Raw genomic sequence first — 26,394 nt, forward strand, 5'->3', positions numbered from 1 at the left:
GCTGAAACCCGCATCGCTCAGGGCGTCCATTTCCCGCCAGCCATCCCGCATCGCGGGCGCGCCGCCGATGGCGACGCGATCGTGGCAGCCCCTTTAGGTCACCAAGCCCGCGCGGCCATGGCCGCGCATGACTTCTTCCCATCCCATCCCAGTCTTCGCCGAGGGAGACGGTGCGGTTCGAGCGCGCCGGCCATTCGGATCACGGCGTAGCGCGCTCCAGAACGCCATTCCGGGCGGCCATCCGCACCCGGTCCGCCGCATCGTCGGCCTGGGCGAATTGCGCATTGTAGAGGCGCCGGTAGGCCCCGTCCGCCGAAAGGAGCGCCTCGTGCCGTCCCTGCTCCACGATGCCCTCCGAGCCGACCACGACGATCCGGTCCGCCTTGCGGATGGTGGCGAGCCGGTGGGCGATGACGAGGGTGGTGCGGCCCTCGGAGAGTTCCACGAGGGAGCCCTGGATCGCCTGTTCGGTCTCGCTATCGAGGGCCGAGGTGGCCTCGTCGAGGATCAGGATCGGCGGGTTCTTGAGAAACACGCGGGCGATGGCGAGGCGCTGTTTCTGGCCGCCCGAGAGCTTCACGCCGCGTTCGCCGACGACGGTGTCGAGGCCGTTGGGCAGTCCCTCGATCAGGGCGGAGAGCTTGGCCCGCTCCGCGGCCTGCGCGATCTGCGCCTCGGTGGCGTCGAGCCGGCCATAGGCGATGTTCTCGCGGATCGTGCCCGCGAACAGGAAGACGTCCTGCTGCACGATGCCGATCTGCCGGCGCAGTGAGGCGAGGGTGAGGTCGCGGATGTCGATGCCATCAATGGTGATGCGCCCGCTCTCCACCTCGTAAAACCGCGGAATGAGGGAGCACAACGTCGTCTTGCCGGCCCCGGACGGGCCGACGAAGGCGACGGTCTCGCCGGCGGCGATGTCGAGATCGAGCCCCGACAGGACGGGCCGGCCGGCGGTGTAGCCGAAACTCACGGCCTCGAAGCGGATGTCGCCCTTCAGCGCCGGCACGGAGACGGCGCCGGGGCGGTCGACGATGTCGGGCTCGGTGGCGAGCAGCTCGGCGTAGCGCCGGAAGCCCGCGACCCCCTTCGGGTAGGTCTCCACGACGGCACCGATCTTCTCGAGCGGCCTATAGAAGACGCCCACCAGCAGCAGGAACCCGATGAACCCACCGGGCGAGAGCTCGCCACGCACGACGAAGGCCGCGCCGCCCAGCAGCACGACGATCTGGACGAGCCGCATGCCGAGATAATTGATCGACAGGCTGGCGGCCATGATCCGGTAGGCTTCGAGCTTGGTCTCGCGGTACTTCCGGTTGTCGGAGGCGAACAGGCGCCGCTCGTGCGGCTCGTTGGCGAAAGCCTGCACCACGCGCATGCCGCCGACATTCTCCTCGATGCGGGCGTTGAAGGCGGCGACACGACCGTATTGCGTCTGCCAGTTCCGCGTCATGCGACCGCCGTAGCGGAGGGTGACGAAGGCGATCACCGGCAGGATGGCGGCGGTCAGGAAGGCCAGGGGCGGGTGGACGTAGACCATCAGCGCGAAGGCGCCGATGAGCGTCATCACCGCGATGAAGAGGTCCTCCGGCCCGTGATGTGCGACTTCGCCGATCTCCTCCAGGTCCTTGGTGACGCGGGCGACGAGGTGGCCGGTCTTCTGGTTGTCGAAATAGCGGAACGAGAGCTTCTGCAAATGATCGAAGGCACGGCGACGCATCTCGGTCTCGATATTGATGCCGAGCACGTGCCCCCAATAGGTCACCACCACCATGAGGCCGGCATTGGCCACGTAGATCACCCCGAGGCCGAGGGCGGCGAGCACGATCAACTGCCAATCCTGGCGCGGCAGCAGCACATCGACGAAGGCCTTCACGGCCATGGGAAAGCCCAGTTCGAGCAGGCCCGACAGGACGGCGCATCCGAAATCGACGAGGAACAGGGTCCGGTGCGGGCGGTAATAGGCGAGGAAGTCCTTCAGCATGATGCTTTCGTCAGGTGATCGACGGGGCAGAGGGCACCGCAGGAGGGGACGCCCGGTATGCGGTAGCGCATACAGCAAACCCGCCGCCGCCGCTCCTCGCCGCCTCGGAAAGCCTGGGCCAGCGGGCAGCGGCCGAACGCATCGCCACCGCATCGGCCGAGGCACGCCTCGGCGCGGGAGGAGGCCGGCAGGGCGTCACCACTCAACGCGCGCAGGGCGAAATCAGCGGTAACGCCGGCATTGCACCAGAGAACATGGCGGGACAGTCCGTAATGCGTCTGGCACAGGTCGAAGAACGGCCGCAGGTGGCCCTCGATCAGGGGATCGAGGCCGGGCTCCGGGCTTGCGCGCCGGTCGTCCTCCTCCGCCACGATGAAGCGGGAGACGATGCCGCTCTCGTCGAGTTCGAAGCCGACCCTGTCGAACCCGATCGGCAGGGCACGGCCGAGGCGGCTGAGTGCGGTGAAGTAGGGGATGATCAGGGCGGGAAGGTAGTACTGCGTCCAGAGCGAGACCAGGGCGCGACGGTCGGCGGTCTCGAAGCCGTCGCCTGACGCCCTGCCGAACCCGTCCACCACCTCGTCGAAGGCTGCTTTGCTGGTGAGGATCGAGAGCGGCCGGGTTCCGGACCCGGACGGCGCCGTGGCGATCCGGCAGCCGAAGGCCGACAGTGACGGCGGAACCAGTGCGGCGAGTTGATCGATCATGCGCGCCCCGCGACCCGATCGGCATCGAGGGTCCGGCGGATCGTCGCGCGCAGGGCGGCAACGGCGACGGCGTAGAACAGGATCGCGATGCTGAAATAGGCCGGCCAGCCCACATGCGCCGCGAGCGCCGGCACGGCGACGCGCAGGGGCATCGCGGCAAAGTACGCCGCTCCGAACAGGAGCGCGTAATCGGTGGCGGGACGAGGCCCCTGCGCCCAGCGATAGATCATGTTGAACACCGGCACTCCGAGGCCGCCGCCGCCGACGATGCCGAGGATCGTCGCGGCGATCGCGAGAGGGGCCGACCCGGTGGCGGCGCCGGCGATCATCAGCCCGCCGCCGGCGATCACGCCCAGCGCCGAGACCGTGATGAGCCGCAGGGTCCCGACCCGTCGCACGAGGACGCCCGAGACCAGGGCCATGACGAGGTTGATGACAGGCGAGAGAGAACCGGTGACGAACCCGACCTCCCGCAACGACACCCCCAGATCCAGCAGGGCGAGGTTGTTCAGGCCGGAGAGGGCGAACATGGCGGCGAAGTACAGGCCCAGGACCAGAATGCGTGGCCCCAGGAGGCGCAGGCGTTCGAAGGGGGCCGTCATGCGTTCCGCCGGACCGGCATCGCGGCGAAGCCGGACTTCCGGGTAGCGCAGCATCGGCAGCAGGCAGAGGAGATTGAGACCGGCGATGCCCAGCACGGCGGCCTGCCAGCCGATCATGTCGTAGTACCCGACCAGCAGGCCCGAGCCGGCGATTCCGCCCAGGGACGCGCCGGAGAGTTTGGCCGATGCCACGAAGGGCCGCCGGTCGACGGGCACCGTCTCGACCACCAGGGCTTCGAGGGCGATGTCCATGGTGGCGACGCAGAAGCAGGTCGCCACCGCGAGACCGAGGAGAAGGCCGAGCGGCCACGCTTCGCCCAGGCTCAGCACCAGCAGCAATGCGATGGTCGCGCCCTGCATCAGCGCGATCCAGCCGATGCGATGCGGCAGGCGGGGCAGGCGCAGCCTGTCGATGGCGACGGCCCAGAGAAACGTCAGACCGACGGGCAGGTTGATGAGCTGCAGCAGACCGATCTCGGCGAGCTCGACGCCGCGTGCCCGCAGGATCAGCGGGGCGCCGCTGGCCAGGAAGCCGAGCGTGGTCCCGAAGGTGATGTAGAGGCTGAAGAACGGCAGCAGGGGCCGCGCCCGGCGCCACGCTCTGGACGCCCCGTCGAACCGGGTCCCGCTCATGCGCTCCGCGCCGCCCGGCCCGGTTGCTCGCTGGGGATAGGCACGGACCCTGGGAACCATGCTTCCGCGCCGGTCACGCCGGCTCCTCCGAGACGGCGCTGTACCGGCCTCGACTGACGCGGCGACCGATCCGCGATCCGGCGCGCGACGGGACAGGGCCTCCCTTCGGACATCCGGAGCCTCCCTGTGTCTTGACGTGCGCGCAGTTTTTAAACAGTCTAATCTACTGTAAACATTGGCCTTTCGTTCGGATTATGACGTGCCCCGCTTTCATGCAAGGTCCGTTTGGACGCAGTGCCGCCGGCCTTCGCTCCTCGCGCTCCGTATCCGGCTCCTATTGCCCCGGCATGGTGAGGATCAGCGGCCCGCTGCGCGAGGCGATGACCGTATGCTCGTATTGTACCGTGAGGGCCTTCGGCTGGCTGTAGAGGGTCCAGGGGTCGTCGCCATCCGCGGCGAACTCGGCGCCGAGGGACAGGAACGGCTCGACGGTGAAGACCAGCCCCTCCTGCATGATCCGTCGCTCGGAGGCGTCGGGCCAGGTGGCGATCTCGGTCGGTTCCTCGTGCAATGACAGGCCGACGCCGTGGCTCGCGAGGTTGCGGACGAGAGTGTAGCCGTTCTTCCGCGCGAAGGCTCCGACGGCCCGTCCGATATCGGCCAGGGGCTTGCCGGTACCGACCTGGCGCAGGCCTGTCCACATCGCTCGGCGCCCGTCCCTGCACAGTCGCTCCACCGCCCGCGTCACCGGCGGCACCGCGAAGGACGCGCCCGTATCGGCGAAGTAGCCGTCCTTCTCGGCGGACACGTCGATATTGACGAGATCGCCCGGATTGATCCTGCGGTCGCTCGGAATGCCGTGGGCGATTTCCTCGTTGACGCTGATGCAGGTGGCTCCGGGGAAGGCGTAGACGAGTTCCGGTGCCGGGCGAGCTCCGGCCGACTCCATGATCCGCCGCCCGATCCCGTCGAGGTCGCGGGTGGTCATGCCGGGCTCGATGGCCTTGCCCATCGCCTCGAGGGTGTCGGCGACGATGCGCCCGATCCGCTTCAGGCCGGCCAGCTCGTCGTCATTCGACACCGTCATGTCGTCATCCCTTCATGGCGCCGGAGGCGGCTCCGCTCGCGCGGTTCTGCCATCCTCCGCGAGCCCGGCAAAGCCTGGGCCGCCCCAGATGCCGTTCGCTCCCCATGGGTCTGACGGGCCTATGACGTGCTGGCTCCCGCTCAGGCGGCGAAGGCGCCGCGCAAGCGCAGGGCCTCGATCTCGTCCGCCGAGAGGCCGAACTCCGAGAGCACGTCCTCGGTATGTTCGCCGAGAAGCGGCGCATGCCTGCGGGCACGCTGCGGTGTGCCCGTGAGCTTCACGGGGAAACCGATGTTCGGCACCGTGCCCTCGATCGGGTGGGGAACCTCGATGCGCATCTGCCTGTGCCGGCCATGCTCGCTTTCGAACGCTTCCGGATAGGTGTTCATGCGGCCGGCCGGAATGCCGGCAGCGAGAAGCAGAGACACCCATTCCTCACTGGTCCTGGCGGCAAAGCTCCGCTCCAGCTCCTCGATCAGCTCTTCGCGGTTGGCGAGGCGCGCGGGGATGTCGACGAAGCGGGCATCCTCGAACAGTTCGGCGCGATCGAGCACGTCGCAGAGCAGGCGCCAGAGCTTCTGGTTCGTGGCCCCCATGACGAAGTAGCCGTCCGAGGCCCGCACCGCCTGGTAGGGGGCGCTCATGCGGTTGGAGGTGCCGAGCGGCTGCGGGATCCGTCCCGTCCCCCAATATTCCGAGACGTCCCAGATCGAGAAGGCCAGGGCCGCGTCGAAAAGCGAGGCGTCGATATACTGGCCCTCACCGCTCGCCTGTCGGCCGATATAGGCTGAAAGGATCGCGTAGACGGTGAACAACGCGCAGCCGATATCGGCGACCGGCACGCCGGCCTTCACCGGCGGACCGCCCGGATGGCCGGTGACGCTCATCACCCCCGACATCGCCTGGGCCATCAGGTCGTAGCCGGGGCGCTTCGCCCAGGGACCCGACTGGCCGAAGCCCGAAATGCTCGCATAGATGAGCCCTGGATTGCGGGCGCGCATCGCCTCGTATCCGAGGCCGAGGCGCGCCATCACGCCGGGCCGGTAATTCTCGACCAGCACATCCGCATTGGCGGCCATATCGAGGAGCAGGTCGCGCCCGGCATCGGATTTGAGGTTCAGGGCGAGGCTGCGCTTGTTCCGGTTCATGTTGAGGAAGCCCATGCTGTCGGGCCCCTTCATCTTGAACCCCATGGCGCTGCGGGTCTGGTCGCCCGTGCCCGGCGGCTCCACCTTGATGACATCCGCTCCGAGATCGCCGAGCAGCATGCTGCAGAACGGCCCCGCCATCACCTGCGTCACGTCGAGGACGCGGATGCCCGCGAGGGGGAGGGGGCGGGGTTCTTCGTGCACGGAGTGATCCATCGTGCTCGATTCCTGTTTTGCGCCGGGGGTGGGTGCGGCCCGCCGGCGGTGGCGTTACGCGAGGAGGACACGACTCGCTGTGTGCATCTCCTCTCCCCGCCTGCGGGGAGAGGGGATTGCGCTCTGGCTTCGGCTCAAGCCAGCGCAGCCAGGATCGCGCTACTCCGCAGGAACCGCCCGTCCCAGGGGCGGTACCACCGGCTCCTCTTCGAACGGGCGCTCCGGGTGCATGGTGAAGGCGAGGACCGCGCCCAGGAGGCAAAGGCCGATGGAGCCGACGAAGGGCAGGGTCCAGCTTCCCGTCATGTCCACGATCATCCCGAACACGATCGGCGAGATGATCGCCGCCACCGCCGAGCCGGTATTCATCAGGCCCGCTGCCGTGCCCGAATATTTCGGCGCGATGTCCATCGGCACCGACCAGATCGGGCCGATCACCAATTCGGCGAAGAAGAAGCCGGAGCTGAGCAGCAGCGCCACCAGGGTCAGGTCCCGTGTGAAGAACACGCCGGTGAGACTCGCCGCCGCGCCGAGGAAGCCGACCACGATGACGCTGAGCCGGGCGAGCTTGAGATCCCCTGTGCGCTTCAGGATGCGGTCGCTGAACACGCCGCCGAGGGTGTCGCCGACGACGCCGGCGAAGAACACGCCCGAGGCGAACAGGGCGGAGTTCTTCAGGTCCAGCCCATAGTTGAGCTTGAAGAAGCTCGGCAGCCAACCGAGGAACAGCCACAAGGTCCAGCCGTAGCAGAAATAGGTCAGCGTCACCGGTAGCATGCGCCGGGTCAGGCGGCCCCAGGGCACGTTCTGCTTGGCGCCCACTTGGCTCGGGGGCGGCAGCACCGCGAGTTCCTCCGGTGTGATCGCAGGGTGATCCTTCGGGTCGTCGCGGAAGTAGAGGTACCAGACCACGACCCAGGCGAAGCTCGCCACCCCTAAGATGACGAACCCGATGCGCCAGCCGAACTGGTAGATCAGGAAGGCCACGATGGGCGGCGCCACCGCGTTGCCCAGTCGAGCGAAGGCATGCGTGATGCCCTGCGCGAAGCCGCGCTTGCCCGGCGCGGTCCAGTTCTGCATGGCGCGGGTGGCAGTGGGGAAAGTGGCGCCTTCGCCGAAGCCGAGGAGGACGCGGGCGAGGAACAGGCTGATGAGCCCGCCCACGAACCCGGTGAGGATCGTCGCCGAGGCCCAGATCAGGCCGCAGACGAGGAGGGTCCGCCGCGCGCCGAACTTGTCGCCCACCGAGCCGCCGATGACCTGGAAGATCGCGTAGGGATAGGCGAAGGCGGACAGGATCAGGCCGAACTGGGTGTTCGAGAGCCCGAGATCTTTCATGATCTCGCCGCCCGCCGTGGCGATGTTCACCCGGTCGAGATAGGTGACGAAATACATCAGGCAGAGCAGGAACAGCACCATGTTCGACGCGGAGACGCGTCTTTTAGCTGGCGTCATCGGGGTTTCCTCGGGTTGAGCGCGCCACCCGCCCCGGTTTGATCACCGGTTGTTTGTGGGATCACGCGTGGTTGGGTCTGGCTGGGTCGTCGCTTTTTCTTGCTCTCTCGTAGGGTAGAGGCGTCTGTTGCTGTGGTGCGTGTCCTCCGTGCCGGAAGGGCAATCGCGCCTGATGCCTCACGCGAACGGAGGCGTGGGTTTCCCTCTCCCCGCAGGCGGGGCGAGGGGATGCTCACGCCCGGACCGCGCACCCATTGCTGCACGGTAGAGGTCGTCTACTCGGATCGGCGCCCAGTCGCCCCGCCTTCCTTGGGGGAAGCCGTTTTCAATCGTCGATACCGGAGCGCAGGGCGTCCATGGCCGCCAGCACACCGCCGCGCGCGTGCGGGACGCCGCCGGCCTTGAGGCCCATCTCGACGCCCGACAGCGCCGCCATCAGCATCAGGTCGTTGCATTCGCCGAGATGGCCGATGCGGAAGATCTTGCCCGCCATCTTGGCGAGCCCGGTGCCGAGGGAGAGGTCGTATTTCTCGAGGATCAGAGTGCGCAGGGCATCCGCGTCATGGCCCTCCGGCATCACCACGGCGGTGAGCACGGGCGAGTATTCCGACGGTTCCCGGCACAGAACCTCCAGGCCCCAGCCCTCGACGGCGGCGCGGGTGGCGGCGGCGAGACGCTGGTGGCGGGCAAAGACCTCGGCCAAGCCTTCCTCTCGCAACATGGCGATGGCTTCGCGCAGGCCGTAGAGGAGGTTCGTGGCGGGGGTATAGGGGAAGTAGCCGCCGGTATTCGGCTTCAGCATGTCTTCCCAATCCCAGTAGGAACGGGGCAGAGTCGCTGTCTTCGCGGCGGCCAGAGCCTTGTCCGACAGGGCGACGAGACCGAGGCCCGGCGGCAGCATCAGGCCCTTCTGCGAGCAGCTCACCGCGACGTCGACGCCCCATTCGTCATGGGCATATTCGGCCGAGCCGAGCCCCGAGATCGTATCCACGAGGAAGAGCGCGGTATGGTTCGCCCGGTCGATCGCCTTGCGGATCTCCGCGATCCGGCTCGTGGCGCCGGTGGAGGTCTCGTTATGCACCACCATCACGGCCTTGATCGACTTGGCGCGGTCCTCGGCCAGGATCGCCTCGACCTGCGCCGGATCGACCCCGCGGCGCCAGTCGCCGGGGACGAACTCCACCTCGATGCCCCAGCGCGCCGCCATCTGGCGCCACAGGGTGGCGAAATGGCCTGTCTCGAACATCAACACCCGGTCGCCGGCCGAGAGCGTATTGACGATAGCCGATTCCCAGGCACCCGTGCCGGAACCCGGATAGATGATCACCGGCGACCGCGTCTGGAAGATGGCCTGGGCGCCTTCCAGCACCGCCTTGCCGAGTCCGGCGAAATCGGGGCCGCGATGGTCGATCACCGGCATGTCCATGGCGCGCAGGACACGCTCGGGCACCGGGCTGGGGCCTGGAATATGCAGGAAATGGCGTCCGGTCCGTGTCGTCATCGAGATCTCCGCGATGGCCGGTCGAGGGAAAGCTGCGCCCGGATCGATGATCCACTGTGCGTCGGAGCAGAAAATTGCATTCATTTTTTGAGAGGGCAAGCATTATTATGCGAACATCTCGTCTCGACCTTCCTGCTTTCGGCTGCTAGGTTCGCATTATGGTGCTTGGGCCTGTCACTGAACCGGAGGCCGATGCCGGCCTCGAACCCGCCGATGGAGCGCGTCTTTCCGCGATGCCGTCGCTGGCGAAATCCCTCCACGGCGAGCTTCTGGCACGCCTGCGGGACTACATCGTCGAGGGCAATCTGGCCGTCGGCGCGCGGGTGCCGGAGCGGATGCTCTGCGAGCGCTTCGGCATCTCGCGCACGCCACTGCGCGAGGCGCTGAAGGTGCTGGCTTCGGAGGGGCTGATCGAGCTCCTGCCGAACCGGGGCGCGCGGGTGCGCCAGCTCGGCGCCGAGGAACTCGTGGATCTGTTCGACGTCATGGGCGGGCTCGAGGCCCTGGCCGGACGCCTGGCCTGCGAGAAGATCACGCCCGCCGCCTATGACGAGATCGAGCGGCTGCATCACGAGATGTACGGCTGCTACATGCGGCGCGACCTGCACGGCTACTTCGCCTGCAACCAGGCGATCCACGACCGGATCGTGCAGGCGGCGGACAACGAGCCGTTGCGAGCGAGTTACGCCAATTTCGCCGGGCGCCTGCGCCGTGTGCGCTACTCGGCCAATCTCGACGAGAATCGCGACCGCTGGGGCGAGGCGATGCGCGAGCATGAGGAAATCCTCGATGCATTGCGCAGGCGCGCCGGCAATGAGCTCAGCGACATCCTATTCGGGCACCTGCGCAACAAGCGCCGGGCGGCGGCGGGGCGGGAGACAACGTGTCCGCCGGACGCCGGCGTCGCATCGTGACGGCGGCTCAGCGGCGCACCTCATGAAACCGTGCGGCCTGCGCCCGGATCACGTCCGCCGCTTGCAGGATGCCGGCCCGGTCGACGTCGAGATGGGTGGTCGCCCGGATCTGATGCGCGCCGATGGCGCGGATACGCACATCTTCCGCGAGACACGCTTCGGCGAAGGCGGTTGCGGTGATGCCCAGCGCCTCCACCGAGAAGCACAGGATGTTGGACTGGGCCGCATCGGGCTCGATGGCGAGACCCGGCGCGCCGGTGATGCGGGCCTTCAGCTCGCCGGCATTGGCGTTGTCGAGTTCCAGCTGGTCCACATGGTGATCGAGGGCGTAGAGGCCCGCGGCGGCCAGGATTCCCGACTGGCGCATGGCGCCACCGAGCCGGTACTTCCACCGCCACGCCTCGACGATGAAGTGGCTCGCGCCGCACAGGACGGCGCCGACCGGGCAGCCGAGTCCCTTGCTCAGATCGATCCAGACGCTGTCGAAGCCTTTGGCGTAGTCCCTGGCGGAGATGTCGGTGGCGGCCACGGCGTTGAGGAGGCGCGCCCCGTCGATATGCGCCTTCATGCCCTTGTGATGGGCGAGGTCGCGGATGCGGCGCATGTCGGTGAGCGGCCAGACCGAGCCGCCCGAAAAGCTCGTGGTCTGCTCCACCGAGACCAGGGCCGAGCGCGGCGCGGTGCGGGCGGGGGGGCGGATCGCCGCCTCGAACGCCTCTGGCGTGAAGAGGCCGGCCGGGGTGGAAAGAGCCTTCACCGAGACGCCGCCGATGGCCGCCGAGCCGGCGGCCTCGGTGTTGTAGATATGGGACTGATCGTCGACCACGATCTCGTCGCCGGGCCGGGTCTGGACCAGGATCGAGACGAGGTTGCACATCGTGCCCGAGGGCATGAACACCCCCGCTTCCATCCCGAGCAGGTCGGCGACGCGCTCGCACAAGGCCAGGGTCGTCGGATCGGAATCGGATTGCTCGTCACCCACCTCCGCGCGGGCCATGGCCTCACGCATGCCGGGTGTGGGCCGCGTTTGCGTATCGCTATACAAATCGATCATCTGCCGGCCCTGTTTTGCATGCAATCCGTGTGGGCCATTCTAGCCGGTCGGGACGATCCCGCCACCCTACCGGAACCCGCATCGCTTTGAAGCCGGCCCACGGCACTCCCACGAGGACGATGGATCATGACCGCAACGGCTGAGCCCGCCACCGGCCCGAACCGCGCCCCTTCGCCCGTCGCCGGGCCGGGGCCGGTCAGTCCGCGCGCCGCCAACCGGCAGGGCGCCGGCCTGCCGCGCCGCCTCGCCGAGGCCCTCGCCGGCGAGGCGAAGTTCGATGCCTTCACCCGGGGGCGCTATGCCAACGACGCGTCGATCTACCAGATCATGCCGGCGGGGGTGGTCCTGCCCCGCAGCGCCGCCGACATCGCCGCCACCCTGAAGATCGCCGCCGAGCACGACGTGCCGGTGATCCTGCGCGGCGGCGGCACGTCCCAGAACGGCCAGCCCATCGGGCGCGGCCTCGTGGTCGATTGCTCACGCCATTTCAACGGGATCATCGCCTACGACCCAGAGGCCGGAACGATCACCGTCGAGCCCGGCATGGTGCTGGAGCGGTTGAACACGCGGGTGAAGGCCGATGGCTGGTTCTTCCCCGTGGAACCCTCCACCGCCACCCGCTGCACCATCGGCGGGATGGCCGGCAACAATTCCTGCGGTGCGCGCTCCCTGCGCTTCGGCAAGATGAGCGACAACGTCCTCGGGATGGAGGCCTTGTTCCATGACGGCGAGCCCTTCGGCTTCGGCCTCACCGGGAACGCGGCGACGGGCGTCACCGGCTCGCGGCGGGCGGACGCCCTCGCCGCCGCCATGCGGGCTCTGGCCGAATCCGAGCGCGACGAGATCCTGCGCATGTACCCGCGCGTGCAGCGCCGGGTCGGCGGCTACAATCTCGATGCGCTGATCGCGGCGCGGCCGAACCTCGCCCATCTCCTCGTCGGCTCGGAAGGGACGCTGGCGGCCACCACCAGCGTGACGTTGAAGCTGTCGCGCCTGCCGACGCACCGGGTTATGGGCGTCTGCCACTTCCCGTCGTTCCGCTCCGCCATGGAGACGACGAAGGCCATCGTCGATCTCGATCCCGTGGCGGTGGAGCTCGTGGACAACAACGTGCTGGTGCTCGGCGCCGACATCCCGCTGTTCCGGGCGACTTTGGCCGACATCACCCGTGGCACGCCGAACTGTCTGCTGCTGGTGGAGTTCGCCGGCGACGACCGGGACGCGCTCCTGGCCGATCTTCGGCGTCTCGACGCGTGCATGGCCGATAACGGCCATGTGGACGCCGTGGTGGAGGTGCCGGAGCCGATCCGCCAGAAATCGGTCTGGGAGGTGCGCGAGGCCTGCCTCAACATCATGATGTCGATGAAGGGGGATGCCAAGCCCGTCTCCTTCATCGAGGATTGCGCGGTGCCGCTGGAGCATCTCGCCGATTACACCGACGCGGTGACGGAGGTGTTCACCCGCTACGGCACGCGCGGCACCTGGTACGCCCACGCCTCCGTCGGCTGTCTGCATGTCCGCCCGATCCTCGACATGAAGCAGGGCGGAGACGTCGCCAAGATGCGCGCCATCGCGGAGGCCGCGAGCGAACAGGTCCGCCGCTTTAAGGGATCGTATTCGGGCGAGCATGGCGACGGCATCTCGCGCTCGGAATACATCGCGCCGATGTTCGGCGAACGCCTGACCCGCGCCTTCGAACAGGTGAAGGACGGGTTCGACCCGGAGAACCGGCTCAACCCCGGCAAGATCGTCCGGCCGCTCAAGATGGACGACCGCTCGCTGATGCGGTTCCAGCCGGGCTACGCGGTGAGCCAGCCGAAGAAGACCGCCCTCGACTGGTCGGAATGGGGCGGTTTCGGCGGCGCCGTCGAGATGTGCAACAACAACGGCACGTGCCGGAAGCTCGCGGGCGGGGCGATGTGTCCGTCCTACCGGGCCACGAAAGACGAGCAGCATCTGACCCGTGGCCGGGCGAACTCCCTGCGGCTCGCGATTTCGGGTCAGCTCGGCGCGGACGCCTTCACCAGCCGCGAGATGAAGCGGACCCTGGATCTCTGCGTCTCGTGCAAGGCCTGCCGCCGCGAATGCCCCACAGGCATCGACATGGCCAAGATGAAGGTCGAGTTCCTGCACCATTACCACGCCCGCCACGGCCTGCCCCTGAAAGAGCGGCTGGTGGCGGCCCTGCCGCTCTATGCCGGCACCGCCGCCTGGCTGGCGCCGCTCCTCAACCTGCGCGACCGGGTGCCCGCCTTGGCGAGGCTGTCGGAGCGGGTCGCCGGGCTCTCGGCGCGGCGCACCCTGCCGCGCTGGCGCAGACCCTGGGTCGAGCAGGGCGAGCCGGCCCATCCGGGCGACGTGACCGGGGATTTCCGCGACATCGTGCTGTTCGGCGACACGTTCAACCGCGCCTTCGAGCGGGAGAACCTGGAGGCGGCCGAGCGTGTGCTGATCGCCGCCGGTTACCGCCTGCACCGGGTCTTCCCCAACCGTGGACGACGCGCCCTCTGCTGCGGCCGCACCTATCTCGCCTCCGGCCAGACCGACCGGGCCCGCGAGGAGGCGAGCCGCACGCTCACCACCCTACTGCCCTTCATCCGGGCCGGTGCCCGGATCGTCGGGCTCGAACCGTCCTGCCTGCTGACCTTCCGCGACGAGTTCGCGTCCCTGCTCCCCGGCCCGGAGGCGGGGGAGTTGAGCAAGGCGAGCCTGCTGTTCGAGGAGCTGCTCGCCGTCGATCTCGATGCCGGGCGGATCGCCCTGCCTCTGGCGGACCAGGGCGGGCGCGTCGCCCACCTGCACGGCCATTGCCACCAGAAGGCCTTCGCCGCCATGGGCGCGGTGGAAACGGTGCTGCGCGCGGTGCCGGGGCTCGACGTGAGGGTCATCGAGTCGAGCTGCTGCGGCATGGCGGGCGTCTTCGGATACGGCGCCGAGACCATCGACGTGTCGCTCGCCATGGCCGAGCTCTCGCTGTTCCCGGCCCTGCGCAAGGCCGGCCCGGACGATCTCGTCGTGGCCGACGGCACCAGCTGCCGCCACCAGATCCACGACGGTCTCGGGCTCGAAGCGCTCCATGTGGCGCGCGTGCTGGACGCGGCGATGGTGGCGTCGGCCGACCGTCACTGACGGCCGGGCAGGGCGGCCGGTCATGGTCGTGAGGGCGTGATGGATGGTATCGAGAAAGGCGGGCCGCCTTTCTCGAGTGGAATCCGCCTCGCTCAGGGGACAACATGACCGACCTGGAGCAGAACAAGGCGACTGTGATCGCCTTCTATCGGTTGATGTTCGACGAGTGCCTGCCGCGCGAAGCCATCGAGCGTTATGCGGGCGACAACTACATCCAGCACAACCCGCATGTGGCGAACGGCAAGGACGGCTTCATCGCCTATTTCGAGCGCATGGCGCATGAATGGCCGGGCAAGCGGGTGGAGGTGAAGCGGGCGGTCGCCGAGGGGGATCTCGTGGTGCTGCATTGCCTGCAGCACTGGCCGGGCGACCACGATTATGCGGCCATCGATATCTTCCGGCTCGATCAGGGCGGCAGGATCGTCGAGCATTGGGACGTGCTGCAGATCCTGCCCGATTCCTCCGCCAATCCGAACGGGATGTTCTAGGGAGCGCGTGGCCCGCTTTCGGCCTTGGCCATTTCAGTCTCAGCCATTTCCAGTCTTGGCCATGTCATCCGGATGTCGTCTGGCCGATGACGTCTGGCGATGTGGGCACGTCAGAGCTCCCCACACTTTGGCATGATGCGCTGCCGGCCGCTTCCGCCGTTCCACGCTCGATCGTGCCCCGATCTGGACTCAGTTGGGCGTCGATGCGCTCGGTTTGCCCAGGATGCGTATCGAGATCCGCGTCACCGCCATCATTCCCTGAGCCATCCCGGCACGCTCTGCGGCGGGGCGTGGTGGCAGGATGTTTCGCATTGACAGCAACGCTTCGGCGTTCGACCTCTCGGTGGGCGCGGGGGATACCGCCGGGGCGTCGTTTCTCATTCTCGATAGCGGGTTCTCTACGGTCGGCCGCGTTGGTCCGCCACGAAAGAACTCGTTCCAAGTGGCTCCCTCGACTGGAGCCGGAGTCTCCGAATGATCGTCTACCTGTCAGCCCTTGCCGGTGGTGCCCTGATCGGGACCTCCGCCGCCCTGCTCCTCGTCCTCAACGGCCGCATCGCCGGGATCAGCGGCATCGCCGCCGGGGCGATGCTGCCGTTGAGCCGGGACACGCCGTGGCGCTGGGCCTTCCTCGCCGGCCTGCTCCTCGGCCCGGTCCTGTATCGCCTCGCCTTCGGTGCATGGCCCGTCGTGCAGCTCGACGCACCGTGGAGCCTCATCGTCCTCGGCGGTCTCCTCGTCGGCTACGGGACGCGGCTCGGCGGGGGGTGCACCAGCGGCCACGGCGTCTGCGGCCTCGCCCGGCTGTCGCCCCGCTCCATCGCGGCGGTGGCGACCTTCATGGCCGCCGCCGCCGCGACGGTGTTCCTCGTCCGCCACGGAGGATGGTGATGGACACCTTGCGTTCCGCGGTGGGCTTGTTCGCCGGCCTCCTGTTCGGATTCGGCCTCGCTCTGTCGGGCATGATGGACCCGGAGCGCGTCCTCGGTTTTCTCGACATCGCCGGAGCCTGGGACCCGAGCCTCGCCTTCGTGCTGGGGGGCGCCGTCGGCGTCTCGGCCCTCAGCTACCTCCTCGTCAGGCGGATGCGGAAACCCGTTCTCGCGCAACGGTTCGAGATTCCCCATAACCGGCCGATCACCGCCAGCCTGATCGCGGGGGCCGCTCTGTTCGGCATCGGCTGGGGCCTCGTCGGCCTCTGTCCCGGCCCGGCTCTCGCCGGCCTGACGCTCGGCCTGCCTCAGGTGATCGGCTTCGTGGCGGCGATGGTGACCGGGATGCTGCTCCACCGCTTTACCACCGCTCGCCGCCGCGCCTCGTGAACCGAGCCCGCCGGGCTCTCTGCAGGCGCGCCGGGAAGGATGGCCTTCGTGCTCCCCCGGTGACGGCATTGATCACGAACACCTGTGCCGTATCGCCGTAAGGACAAGCCAGAATGCATCATCGTCTTCTCCTGGCCGCGATCCTCATCGCGGGTTCGCTCGGCACTTCCGCCGTGGCCGAGACGCTCGCGCTCGAGGTGGCGGATGCCCAGGCCATGATCGATGACGGTGACGGCCGGATTTTCGTTCGCCTGACTCGTAGAAGCGCGACCGCACTTGCTGGTTTCACGCGGGCACATATCCGCCGACCGATCGCGGTTCTCGTCGACGGGAGGGTAAAGTCCACTCCGTTCATCCAAGAGCCGCTCGTCACCGGCGCCCTATCGGTCGGCGGTCTGGCCGACCGCGAGGAGGCCCTCGCCGTGTCGAAACGGCTGCGGAGCGGGCGGTCCGTCTTGACAGTGGCCCCGGCCGAATCGACTGGCCGCCAAGAACGCGCACCGTAGGAGAACGCGCACCGTAGGAGGAAGCGCAGTGGAGCCGGTGAGCTTCGGCTCCAGCGAAGGGCGAGCTGCATGGCATTCGGCCCGGTCGGAGAACCGACCGGGCCGAATGCTATCGCCTTGCGTCTTCGGGCCGTTGCGCTATCGGCGCGGCAGGCTGTGGAGCCCCTTCAGGAAGGTGTCGACGTCCGCGCGGGTGTTGTAGAAGGCCAGCGAGGCGCGCACCGACTGGTCGACGCCGAAGCGGCGCAGGGCCGGCAGGGCGCAATGGTGGCCCGAGCGCACGGCGATGCCGCGGGCGTCGAGGTGCTTGGCCACCGCTTCGTTGTCATGCCCGTCGACGACGAAGGACATGACGCTGGCTTTCTGTCGCGCGGTCCCGATCAGGCGCAGGCCCTTCACCTCGGCAAGCCCGGCTTGCGCGTATTCGAGCAGGTCGTGCTCGTAGGCCGCGATGCCGGGAAGTCCGACGCTCTCGAGGTAGTCCAGGGCCGCGCCGAGCCCCACCGCTCCCGCGATGTCCGGCGTGCCCGCCTCGAACTTCTCGGGAACGCCCTTGTAGACCGTCTTCGAGAAGGTGACGTCCTCGATCATGTGGCCGCCGCCCTGCCACGGAGGCATCGCCTCCAGCAGCGCGCGCTTGCCGTAGAGGGCGCCGATGCCCGTCGGCCCGAACACCTTGTGCCCGGAGAAGACGAGGAAGTCGGCGTCCAGCGCCTGAACGTCCAGTGGGATGTGCGGCGACGATTGCGCCGCATCCACCAGCACCGGCACCCCGTAGGCATGCGACAGGGCGATGATCTCACGGACCGGGTTGATGGTGCCCAGAGCGTTGGCCACATGGGTGATCGAGACGATCTTGGTGCGGCCCGACAGGAGGGTCGCGAACTGCTCGAAGATGATCTCGCCGCGATCGTCCACGGGAATCACGCGCAGGGTCGCCCCGGTCGCCTGGGTGAGGAGCTGCCAGGGGACGATGTTGGCGTGATGCTCGATGGTCGAGACGATGATCTCGTCGCCCGGGCCGATATTGGCGCGACCGTAGGAGTTGGCGACGAGGTTGATCGCTTCCGTGGTGCCCCGGAGGAAGATGATCTCGTCCGTCGAGGCGGCGTTGATGAAGCGACGCACCTTCTCGCGCCCGCCCTCGAACAGGTCCGTGGAGCGCGCCGCGAGGGTGTGCGCGGCCCGGTGAATGTTCGAGTTGTGGCGGGCGTAGAACTCGCTCGTCGCGTCGATGACGCTCTGCGGCTTGTGGGTGGTGGCCGCATTGTCGAGCCAGACCAGCGGATGCCCGTTGATGCTCTGGTGCAGGGCCGGGAAGTCCTTGCGCACCCGCTCCACGTCGAAGGGGGCCGCCACCGGGCTGGAGCCCTGCGACGAGACATGGGGCGCATGGCCGGGGCGAGGCTCGTGGCGAGTCGACGGGGCGGGCGCGGCGTTGCCCGTCCGGCTGCGGTCGGTCAGGAAATAGTACTCGCCCGATGAGAACGGCTCGTCGGCGATCTCCACCTTCCGGCCGGCGCGGGAGACCGTCTCCTGCGAGGCGTTCTGGCCCCGATGACCGGGCGCTTCCGGCACCAGGGACGGCGCGAACCCATGCGCGAAGGCATTGGCGCGCGGGTGGTCCTTGGCGATCGTGGCGTGGAGATCGTGGCCGCCGGGGAGGAAGGCGGCGACATCGGCGACGCTCGGCACGAAGAACTCGGGCAGGCCCCCACGGGGAGCCTGCGCCTCGGGATGGACCGAGGGAAATGCCGATGCTTGAGCGAAGCCCGGACCGGTGAGGCCGGGAAGGCCGACCGGAGGCGATCCGAACGAGCGGGCGGCCAGCGCCGAGGCGTCGGGCTGAAGGCCCGACGGCGCGGCGCCCGAGGGGATCGACGGCGTGCCGAGATCCGCTTTGGGGGCGAGGGGGTGGCCGAAGCCCTGGGGAATGTTCTCCAGGGCCTGCGGTGCTTGCGGCGTCTGCGGCAGGTTGGGGGTCAGGGGCGCGGACGCCGCCTGACCCTGACCGTAGATCTCGCGGGCGAGGCGCCCGACGAGATCCGCATGCGCCGTGTCGCCGAACACCCCGGTGGGGAGGCCGACAGACGGCGCGTTAAGCGTAGTCATGGTAGTTGCCCAGCAGCACGTTATCGAGGCGTGCGATGGCGTCTTCCACCAGCACCGCGGCCGAGAAGTAGCGGGTCACGAGGTGCGAGGCGATGGAATGGTCGTTGGTGCCCATGTAGCGCACCGACAGGCCGGTCTCGATCTCGCCGGTGACGCCGGACTTCTGCAGGCCGACCACGCCCTGTTCGCCTTCGCCGACGCGGAGCAGCAGGATTGAGGTGGTTTGGGCGCCGGTCACCGGGTCGATGTCGATGGGGAGCTTGTCGCTGGGCACGATCGGCACGCCGCGCCAGGTGATGAAGGGCGAGCCGAACAGGTGGATCACCACCGGCGGCACGCCGCGGCGGGTGGCTTCACGGCCGAAGGCCGCAATGGCGCGAGGATGGGCCACGAAGAAGGCGGGCTTCTTCCAGACCAGGGTCAGGAGCTCGTCGAGGTCGTCCGGGGTGGGCGGGCCGCCGCGCGTCGGGATGCGCTGGCGCTGGCTGACTTCGTGGAGCAGGCCGAACTCGGAATTGTTGAACAGCTCCCACTCTTCCCGCTCCTTCACGGCATCGACCGTGAGGCGGATCTGCTCGCGCAGCTGGTCGATCTCGTTGGAGTAGAGATCGGTGACGCGGGTGTGGGTGTGCAGGATCGTCTGGATCGTGGAGAGGTGGTACTCGCGCGGGTCGACCTCGTAATCGACATAGGTCGTGGGCAGGCGCGGCTCGCCGGTATGGACCGCCAGAAGCTCGATGCCCTGCTCGCCCTCGCTGTTGGTGTGGCCCTTGAGGCGGTCACGCTCTTCCACGAACTGGGAGATGCGCGAGCGGATGCCCTCGTCCTCGATGGCGGAGCGGTCCAGGGTGAGCAGCGTCACCGCCGAGAGCGCCTTCACGGCGGGAGCGGGCGCGTTCTCGCTCACGAGATCGTTGTCGCCGAAATAGTCGCCGCCGGTGGCCAGACCCTGGCGCAGGCGGTTCTTGAACGGGCCCGACAGGGTCAGTTCGACGGTGCCCTCGGCCACGACGGTGAGGCTGCGGCCGGTGGAGCCCTCCTCGGCGATGATCTCGCCCGCCTTGTGCTGGGAGACGGTGAACTTGGAGGCCAGTGCCGACAGCTCGTTGTCGCCGAGGCGGCTGAACAGCGGGACGCTGCGCAGGGAGGCCGGGCGCACGGTGTGGGTGCCGCCGTCGTTGGCGAGGACAATCCTGCCGGGCTTGGCCAGCACCACGGCGCGGCGGTTGACCCGGTAGACGCCGCCGGCGACGTCGACGAAGGGCAGCAGGCGATGGAACCAGCGGGGGGTGTTGGCCGCGTTCTGGACCGACGTGACGGTCGCCGTTGCAAGATTGCGTGCCGCCGAGGCGCTCACGCTCAGACCGGGTCCACTCATGGGGGTTCGTCTCCGTATTGCGGCAGGAGGCGTCGGCCGGCCGTGACGCGGCGCATGCCGCATCGTAGCCGTGCCTGTCACGCGTCCGCTCTCGCTCGATGATGATCTTGGACTGATCTTGGTCGGCCCCCGCCGCCTCAGACAAAGCGTCACTGCGGGGACGCTTTGTTTCTAACGCTCGATCTTGAAGAGGGTCAATGAAATTCTGTTCTATAAATTCGTAGAACTAGAGAATGGATATTCTATTTTTCGTTATATAAGATAATTCAATTCTATAGTTCGACGGTATAGGAGATTATTTATCTCGCCTGTACGGATGGATGGGAGAAGAAGAGTTGAAAAATCGTCCCTAGATCCCGTCACCGAAAAACTGGTCCATGCTGAGGGCGGGGTCCTCGGTGGGGCTGATGCGCGACACGACGCGGGCCGGCACGCCCGCGACGGTGGTGTGGGCGGGCACGTCGTGCAGCACCACGGCGGCGGCGGCGACCTTCGCGCCCTCGCCGACCCGGATATTGCCCAGCACCTTGGCGCCGACGCTGAGAAGGACCCCGCGTTCGATCTTCGGATGGCGGTCGCCGCTTTCCTTGCCGTTGCCCCCGAGGGTCACCGATTGCAGGATCGAGACATCGTCGGCGATCACCGTGGTCTCGCCGATGACGACGCCGGTGGCGTGATCGATGAACACGCCCGATCCGATTCGCGCGGCGGGATGGATGTCGGCCCCGAACACCTCCGAGATCCGGCTCTGGATATGCAGCGCCAGGGTGGCGCGGCCCTGGTGCCAAAGCCAATGGGCCACCCGGTAGCCCTCCAGAGAGGCCAGCCCTTTGTAGAATAGGAAGGGATCGAGATAGCGGCGGCAGGTGGGGTCGCGCTCGCGGATGGCGACGATGTCGCGGACCGCGTGACCGCCCGCATGCGGGTCCGCCTGGAAGGCGGCGAGGCAGAGGTCGCGGGTGGACAGGCGGGAGAGATCGCCGTCGCCGAGGCGATGGGCGAGCCGGTAGGCGAGGGCATGGATCAGGCTCGGCTGATCCAGGACCGTCGCCTGGTTGATGCCGGCATAAAGCGGCTCTTCGATCAACGCGGCTTCGGCCTCGGCGCGCATGGCACGCCAGAGGTCGGCTTCGACGGTGGTCTGGCTCACGGTGCGCAGGGGCGGACGGAGGATGTTGGTGGGAACGCTGCGCGTCGCCAGGCTGCCCGCTGTCATGATCGGTCTTCCACTCCTCGCGCCCGGCTCGCGAGAGCCTGCCTTTACCCCCGCAGACCGCGCGCTCAGCCGATGCGTTGGAACAGCGTCGCGATGTAGCCGACGAGCAGGCCGTGGCCCTCGAACTGGACGTTCACCGCCTCTGCCCCGTCGGGGCCGGATACGATGTCGACGATACGCCCCGTGGCGTGACGCCAGATGCCCAGCGCCTCGGCGACATCGAGTCTCGCGAACACGACCTGATCTCCGAGAACCATCGTTCCCTCCTCCGGGTATCGTTTTTCAGTGTTGGGGGATCGTCCGTGCGCCTGACGGCCAATGCCGGTCAGGACCTCACATGCCTCGAAACGCTCGTCTCATGGGTCGAACCTATGAGCTTTCGCCGAGTATCGGCATTCGTGCGAGGCGAGGCGTACACTCGGCATGCGCCGGGTGGATCGTCACGTCTGAGGGTAACAGTCCAAGGCGTAACGACACGGATTTCCAATCCAAGCATTGCCTGCGGACAAACCTGTCTCGGGAGGCATGGTGCAGGCAGGCGGTTCTTTTTTTTGTCTCCCTGCATTGTGCATATCTTGGCTCGTTCGGGTCAACGAGAGTGATTTTCAAAGACCAGGCGCTTCCCGAAAGATCCTTCCCTCGAGTCCGGTGCGGGGAGCAGGCTTGTCCTTCCGCTTCGATTCCCGGCCATCGGCCTCCGGGGCCGGCATCGCCGGTGTCTGACCCCGGTCAGATTCCGCTGAACCAGTTGTAGCCCTGGTCCTCCCAGTAGCCGCCGGGATAGTCGTTGGTCACGAAGACCGAGACGATGTGCTTGGGGCTCTTGAAGCCGAGCTTCGTCGGCACGCGCACCCGGAGGGGGTAGCCGTATTCGAGAGGCAGGGCGCTGCCGCCGAAATCCAGGGCCAGCACCGTCTGCGGATGGAGGGCGCTCGGCATGTCGAGGCTGCCGTAATAGCGGTCGGCGCATTTGAAGCCGACATACTTCGCGGTGAGGTCGGCCCCGACCCGCTCCAGGAAGGCCTTCAGCGGCACGCCGCTCCACTGGCCGATCTGGCTCCAGCCCTCGATGCAGATGTGACGGGTGATCTGGCTCTCCTGCGGCAGGGCGCGCAGCTTTTGCAAGGTCCAGGGCGTCTTGTCGGCGACGAGGCCCGACACGTCGAGCTTCCAGGTCGCCTCGTCGATCTCGGGGATGTTGTCCGGCGGGTAGTAGGCGTTGAAGCGGAACGGCGTGTCGATCATGCTCGCCGGATAGGTCGGTGCCAACTTGTTCGGGTCGAACAGCCAGGCCTGGACCCGGTCGTTGGCACGCGACATCGCCCACAGCGTGCGGTCGATCAGCGTGCCGTTGGTGCCGGTGGAGAGGTCGCAGCCCGAAAGCAGCGACAGGGCGCCGAGAGACAGGCCCGAGCGCAGGAACAGGCGGCGCTCCAGCTTCACCAGTTCCGGTTGGATCTCCCGGCGAAGCGCGCGCAGGCGTTTCGCCTCGGTCTCGTCACGGCTCATGAGCGCGTCTCCACGGGGTCGAGGGGAATGCGGGCGCGGCCTGTGACCATCGCGACGAGGGTGCGCGGCACCAGGATGACGAGCGCGAGATGGAGCAGGATGAAGCCGACGAGGCCGGACATGGCGAGGAAATGCACGCGCCGCGCCCATTCATAGCCGCCGAACAAAGCGGCGAGTCCCTGCAACTGGACCGGTTTCCACAAAGCGAGGCCGGAGGCGACGAGGAGGATTCCGAGAAGGAACGCCACCAGATAGGCGACCCTCTGCACCGCGTTGTACTCGCCGATCCGGTGGGCGAGGCGCAGCCTGACGGCGTCGGCGGCGTCGCGCCAGAACGCCCTCGGGCTCAGCGGCAGGAACGATCTGGCGAAATGCCGTGCGAACAGGCCGTAGAGGACGTAGGCGAGGCCGTTCAGGGCGAACAACCACATGGCGGCGAAGTGCCAGGCGAGCGCCCCTCCCAGCCATCCGCCGAGGGTCGCCCATTTCGGGAAGACGAAGGGGAAAAACGGCGAGGCGTTGTAGATCGCCCAGCCGCTGAACAGCATGCAGAACACCGCGACCGCATTGATCCAGTGGGTCACGCGCACGATGAGCGGGTGGATCACCGTGATGCGAAACTGCGTGTTCGAGGAGACGGTCATCCAGAACATCCTATGAGCGGTGGCGTCTCGGTCCCCGCTCCCATCCGCGACCTCATCCTGAGGCGCCGGAGCGAAGCGAAGGCCTCGAAGGAGATCTCCAGATATCGCTGTGCGTTCCGGAGGGCTTCTTCGAGGCCGCTTCGCGGCACCTCAGGGGAGGTGTGTGGGTGGGGGAAGCGGTCGACGAGGCTTGTGAATGGCTTCGTCGACGTTGCCTCATTCACATCGACGGGACGGTGCCGTTGCGGCCGACGATGAGGATCACGGCGGTGGGCTTGCCGTCCGTGCCCTTCTTTGTGAAGGCCACGACCTTCGCTCCGTCGACGACGATGGACTTGTCACCCGGATCGACCAGGGTCACCGGCACGTCGTCCGGAACATTCACCTTCTTCTCACCGCCCTGGTACTTAACCAGAAGGGTTCGCCCCTCGGTGCCGGAGATGGTGCCGATGGCGCCGTTGGTCATGGTGGAGTTGGAGCCTAGATCCCACGGGTAATGACCGTCCGCCGTGCCACGCAGGGAGGAGGCGAAGACGGTGACCTGGAGCGCCTTCTGCGAACCGTCCGGCTGCGGGATCGCCGCGGTGCCGATGTAGCTGTCGGGCTTGATGTCGGTGATCTTGCCGGTGGAGGCCGCCAGCACCTTCACGTCGGGTGCCATGCTGACCGTCAGTGCCTCGCCCACGCGCGGCTTGATCGTCACGGCCGTGCCGTCGACCTTCTCGATGGTGCCGCGATAGCGCGTGATGTCGTCGGCCTGGGCGGCGGTGGCCGTCACGGCGAGGGTCAGGGTGAGCGTCGTCAGGAAGGATTTCAGCATGGCGGTTCCTCGATGGTTCGGCGTCGTTGTGGTCGGGGCGGAGTGATAGAATCCGGCCCCGGTGCCGGGGCTGCGCCGCCGCCCCGGAAGGGTGTGTTCGCGGGGCTGCCGCCTACATGGGCGGGACGGTGCCGTTCTCGCCGACGATCATCCTGTCGGCGACCATCGTGCCGGCGGCATCCGCCTTGGTGATCGCCACCACGCGGGCGCCGACCTTGATGACGGATGTGTCGGAGGGGTTGAGGGAGACGATCGGCACGTCCTCGGGGACCGTGATGGTCTTCTCGCCGCCCTTGTAGGTCACGGTGATCGTGCGGCCGGTCGTGCCCGCGAGGGCGCCCACGGCGCCGTTCGTCATCGTGTTCTCCTTCTCGAGGTCCCACGGATAATGGCCGTCGCCCGTGCCGCGCATGCTCGGGGCGAAGACGGCGACTTCGAGGGCCTTGAGGGTGCCATCGGCCTGGGGCGTCGCGGCTGTGCCGACGTAGCTGTCGGGCTTGATGTCGCCGATCTCGGCCTTGCTGGCGGCGGCCACCCTCATCGCATCGGCGAACTTCACCGAGACGGCCTGACCGATGCGGGGCTTGATCGTGACGTGATCGGCCGCGACGGATTCGATCGTTCCGCGCACGCGGACCAGTGGAGAATCGGCCAGGACGGGCAGGCCGGAGGACAGGCCGACGCACAGGGTGGCGGCCGCGATGATCCGTCGTGTCATGGAATGCCTTGCGCTGGAGCGATCCCGGCTGTCGGGACCCTCGCCGGACGCTTCCGCCTGCACGGCGGGAAGCGCTCGGACAACGCGCGATGTGGCATCGGGTTCGTATGCGCACAAATCAATTGCGCGCTATCATGGACCCGTCAGTGGGCCATCAGCATCGGCATGGTGGCATGGGCCAGCACGTGACTGGTGGCGCCTCCGAAGATCATCTGGCGCAGGCGGCTCTGGGTATAGGCACCCTTGATCAGGAGATCGCAGCCGAATTCCTGCGCCTCGTTGAGGAAGACCTCGCCGGGTGTGCGCCGGCCTTCGGTGAAGGCCTTGTGGTCCGCGAAGATGCCTTCGCAGGCGAGCGCTCTGGCCAGATCCTCCGCGCTCGGCCCCGGCACCATGCCGCCCTCCGCGCTGACGACGCGGATACGCGAGGCCTTGCGCAGGAAGGGCATGGCGAAGGCCACGGCCCGCGCGGTCTCGCTCGACCCGTTCCAGGCGATCAGGATCGCCTCGCCGAGGCTCGTCGGAGGAGTGGGGGGCGCCAGCAGGATCGGCCGGCCGCTCTCGAACAGGGCCGTCTCGAACGTGGTCATGCGCGGGGCGCCATCCCCGGACCCGGGCCGGCCCACCACGGTGGCGGTGAACAGGCGGGCGTAATGTCCGAGGAAGGCGTCGCCCGCCGGCACGTCCGGGCGCCAGCGGTAGCGGGTTCCGGCGGCGGCCACGAATTCGGGGGTGCACGGCCCTTCCGTGGCGACGGGAATGCCGGCGCCGGCGAGGAAATCGACGAAGCGCTTGCCGGCATCCTCGGCCTCGGCCTTGTCGGCCTCCTCGTCGCGCAGCCACGTCATGCCGCCGACCATGTCCACCGGAACGTATTCGGCGAGGGCCGGACGCAGGGAGACGCCTTCGATCAGGCTGCCGAAGCGGCGTCCCACCAGGAGCGTGGTCGCGAAGACGGAGGGCAGCGCGTCATGGAGCGCCACCGGAACGAGCAGGGTCTTCATCGCCGGGAGCCTCCATCCACATCATCGCCGCCGACGGGCAGGCTAGTGCGGTTTCGCGTTCCCGAAAACTCCGGCTCGTCGTCAACCCACGCTTTTCTGCGGCCTTCGCGGGTCACGCCGTGAATCCGTGCCTACGAGGAGCCGGCGAGGCTAAAACGACAGGTGAAGCTTGGCTATAGAGCCGTGCCGATCATCGCCGTGATCCGGACGATATCAGTAGAATGGCCCGCATGACGATGACATTCTTCGG

Annotated in this window: 23 protein-coding genes; 6 read left to right on the forward strand and 17 right to left on the reverse strand. The window is 67.7% G+C overall.

The annotated features are described in order from the left end of the window. Positions 1–199: 199 nt before the first annotated feature. From MBTS_RS13375 to MBTS_RS13405, 7 genes are all read right to left on the reverse strand, one after another. Positions 200–1,981 carry an ABC transporter ATP-binding protein gene (locus tag MBTS_RS13375; protein ID WP_147831100.1) on the reverse strand — a complete coding sequence of 594 codons (1,782 nt, stop codon included), beginning with the start codon at positions 1,979–1,981 and terminating at the stop codon, positions 200–202. Then, complete coding sequence (fhuF, locus tag MBTS_RS13380) at positions 1,975–2,688, reverse strand: siderophore-iron reductase FhuF (RefSeq protein ID WP_056139766.1); 714 nt, start codon at positions 2,686–2,688, stop codon at positions 1,975–1,977. Before fhuF ends, MBTS_RS13375 begins: the two co-directional genes overlap by 7 nt. Then, positions 2,685–3,923, reverse strand: coding sequence for an MFS transporter (locus MBTS_RS13385; RefSeq protein WP_192215848.1), 1,239 nt, complete (start codon positions 3,921–3,923; stop codon positions 2,685–2,687). Before MBTS_RS13385 ends, fhuF begins: the two co-directional genes overlap by 4 nt. A 334-nt stretch (positions 3,924–4,257) precedes the next feature. Next, positions 4,258–5,010, reverse strand: a complete 753-nt coding sequence (gene map / locus MBTS_RS13390) for a type I methionyl aminopeptidase (RefSeq protein ID WP_056139772.1) — start codon at positions 5,008–5,010, stop codon at positions 4,258–4,260. Between the two features lie 140 nt (positions 5,011–5,150). Beyond that, entirely contained in the window at positions 5,151–6,374 is a 1,224-nt protein-coding gene (locus tag MBTS_RS13395; RefSeq protein ID WP_056139775.1) for a CaiB/BaiF CoA transferase family protein, read from the reverse strand. A gap of 159 nt (positions 6,375–6,533) precedes the next feature. Continuing rightward, positions 6,534–7,829: an MFS transporter gene (locus MBTS_RS13400; RefSeq protein WP_056254744.1), complete on the reverse strand. Its 1,296-nt coding sequence runs from the start codon at positions 7,827–7,829 to the stop codon at positions 6,534–6,536. Positions 7,830–8,154: 325 nt separating this feature from the next. Then, positions 8,155–9,330: a pyridoxal-phosphate-dependent aminotransferase family protein gene (locus MBTS_RS13405; RefSeq protein ID WP_147831102.1), complete on the reverse strand. Its 1,176-nt coding sequence runs from the start codon at positions 9,328–9,330 to the stop codon at positions 8,155–8,157. Between the two features lie 158 nt (positions 9,331–9,488). On the opposite strand from MBTS_RS13405, the gene MBTS_RS13410 reads away from it, so the two are divergent. Continuing rightward, positions 9,489–10,244 (forward strand): GntR family transcriptional regulator, encoded by a 756-nt coding sequence (locus MBTS_RS13410; protein ID WP_147831104.1) that lies wholly within the window; start codon positions 9,489–9,491, stop codon positions 10,242–10,244. Positions 10,245–10,251: 7 nt separating this feature from the next. Here MBTS_RS13410 and MBTS_RS13415 read toward each other — a convergent pair whose 3' ends face one another. Then, positions 10,252–11,298 carry a threonine aldolase family protein gene (locus MBTS_RS13415; protein WP_147831106.1) on the reverse strand — a complete coding sequence of 349 codons (1,047 nt, stop codon included), beginning with the start codon at positions 11,296–11,298 and terminating at the stop codon, positions 10,252–10,254. A gap of 126 nt (positions 11,299–11,424) precedes the next feature. Here MBTS_RS13415 and MBTS_RS13420 point away from each other — a divergent pair, with 126 nt between their 5' ends. From MBTS_RS13420 to MBTS_RS13440, 5 genes are all read left to right on the forward strand, one after another. Further along, positions 11,425–14,427, forward strand: a complete 3,003-nt coding sequence (locus tag MBTS_RS13420; RefSeq protein ID WP_238254017.1) for an FAD-binding and (Fe-S)-binding domain-containing protein — start codon at positions 11,425–11,427, stop codon at positions 14,425–14,427. 104 nt (positions 14,428–14,531) lie between these two features. Further along, positions 14,532–14,915, forward strand: a complete 384-nt coding sequence (locus MBTS_RS13425; protein WP_056139790.1) for a nuclear transport factor 2 family protein — start codon at positions 14,532–14,534, stop codon at positions 14,913–14,915. A gap of 474 nt (positions 14,916–15,389) precedes the next feature. Continuing rightward, entirely contained in the window at positions 15,390–15,806 is a 417-nt protein-coding gene (locus tag MBTS_RS13430) for a YeeE/YedE family protein (RefSeq protein ID WP_018045410.1), read from the forward strand. Further along, complete coding sequence (locus MBTS_RS13435) at positions 15,806–16,237, forward strand: DUF6691 family protein (protein WP_156629416.1); 432 nt, start codon at positions 15,806–15,808, stop codon at positions 16,235–16,237. The genes MBTS_RS13430 and MBTS_RS13435 overlap by 1 nt, the downstream gene beginning before the upstream one ends. A 113-nt stretch (positions 16,238–16,350) precedes the next feature. Further along, positions 16,351–16,743 (forward strand): SecDF P1 head subdomain-containing protein, encoded by a 393-nt coding sequence (locus MBTS_RS13440; RefSeq protein ID WP_056139794.1) that lies wholly within the window; start codon positions 16,351–16,353, stop codon positions 16,741–16,743. A 138-nt stretch (positions 16,744–16,881) separates the two neighbouring features. Here MBTS_RS13440 and MBTS_RS13445 read toward each other — a convergent pair whose 3' ends face one another. The 9 genes from MBTS_RS13445 to MBTS_RS13485 all read right to left on the reverse strand — a co-directional run bounded on the left by MBTS_RS13445 (position 16,882) and on the right by MBTS_RS13485 (position 26,144). Further along, positions 16,882–18,855: a family 2A encapsulin nanocompartment cargo protein cysteine desulfurase gene (locus MBTS_RS13445; protein WP_192215849.1), complete on the reverse strand. Its 1,974-nt coding sequence runs from the start codon at positions 18,853–18,855 to the stop codon at positions 16,882–16,884. After that, positions 18,842–20,233 (reverse strand): family 2B encapsulin nanocompartment shell protein, encoded by a 1,392-nt coding sequence (locus tag MBTS_RS24025; protein ID WP_056139800.1) that lies wholly within the window; start codon positions 20,231–20,233, stop codon positions 18,842–18,844. The genes MBTS_RS13445 and MBTS_RS24025 overlap by 14 nt, the downstream gene beginning before the upstream one ends. Before the next feature lie 349 nt (positions 20,234–20,582). Then, positions 20,583–21,449 carry a serine O-acetyltransferase gene (cysE, locus tag MBTS_RS13455; protein WP_192215850.1) on the reverse strand — a complete coding sequence of 289 codons (867 nt, stop codon included), beginning with the start codon at positions 21,447–21,449 and terminating at the stop codon, positions 20,583–20,585. Between the two features lie 65 nt (positions 21,450–21,514). Next, the gene (locus tag MBTS_RS13460) at positions 21,515–21,706 is read right to left on the reverse strand and encodes a hypothetical protein (RefSeq protein ID WP_018045405.1); all 192 of its coding nucleotides are present in this window, start codon (positions 21,704–21,706) and stop codon (positions 21,515–21,517) included. A 472-nt stretch (positions 21,707–22,178) separates the two neighbouring features. After that, positions 22,179–22,958, reverse strand: a complete 780-nt coding sequence (locus MBTS_RS13465; RefSeq protein ID WP_147833018.1) for a molybdopterin-dependent oxidoreductase — start codon at positions 22,956–22,958, stop codon at positions 22,179–22,181. Further along, complete coding sequence (locus tag MBTS_RS13470) at positions 22,955–23,611, reverse strand: cytochrome b/b6 domain-containing protein (RefSeq protein WP_147833019.1); 657 nt, start codon at positions 23,609–23,611, stop codon at positions 22,955–22,957. The genes MBTS_RS13465 and MBTS_RS13470 overlap by 4 nt, the downstream gene beginning before the upstream one ends. A 211-nt stretch (positions 23,612–23,822) precedes the next feature. After that, positions 23,823–24,422, reverse strand: a complete 600-nt coding sequence (locus MBTS_RS13475; RefSeq protein WP_147833020.1) for a hypothetical protein — start codon at positions 24,420–24,422, stop codon at positions 23,823–23,825. Between the two features lie 112 nt (positions 24,423–24,534). Then, a complete protein-coding gene (locus MBTS_RS13480) occupies positions 24,535–25,140 on the reverse strand; it encodes a hypothetical protein (protein ID WP_056139809.1) in 606 nt (201 codons plus the stop codon). 143 nt (positions 25,141–25,283) lie between these two features. Further along, entirely contained in the window at positions 25,284–26,144 is an 861-nt protein-coding gene (locus tag MBTS_RS13485) for a universal stress protein (RefSeq protein WP_056139812.1), read from the reverse strand. Between the last annotated feature and the right edge of the window lie 250 nt (positions 26,145–26,394).

Source organism: Methylobacterium bullatum (assembly GCF_014845095.1).
GTDB classification, from domain to species: domain Bacteria; phylum Pseudomonadota; class Alphaproteobacteria; order Rhizobiales; family Beijerinckiaceae; genus Methylobacterium; species Methylobacterium bullatum.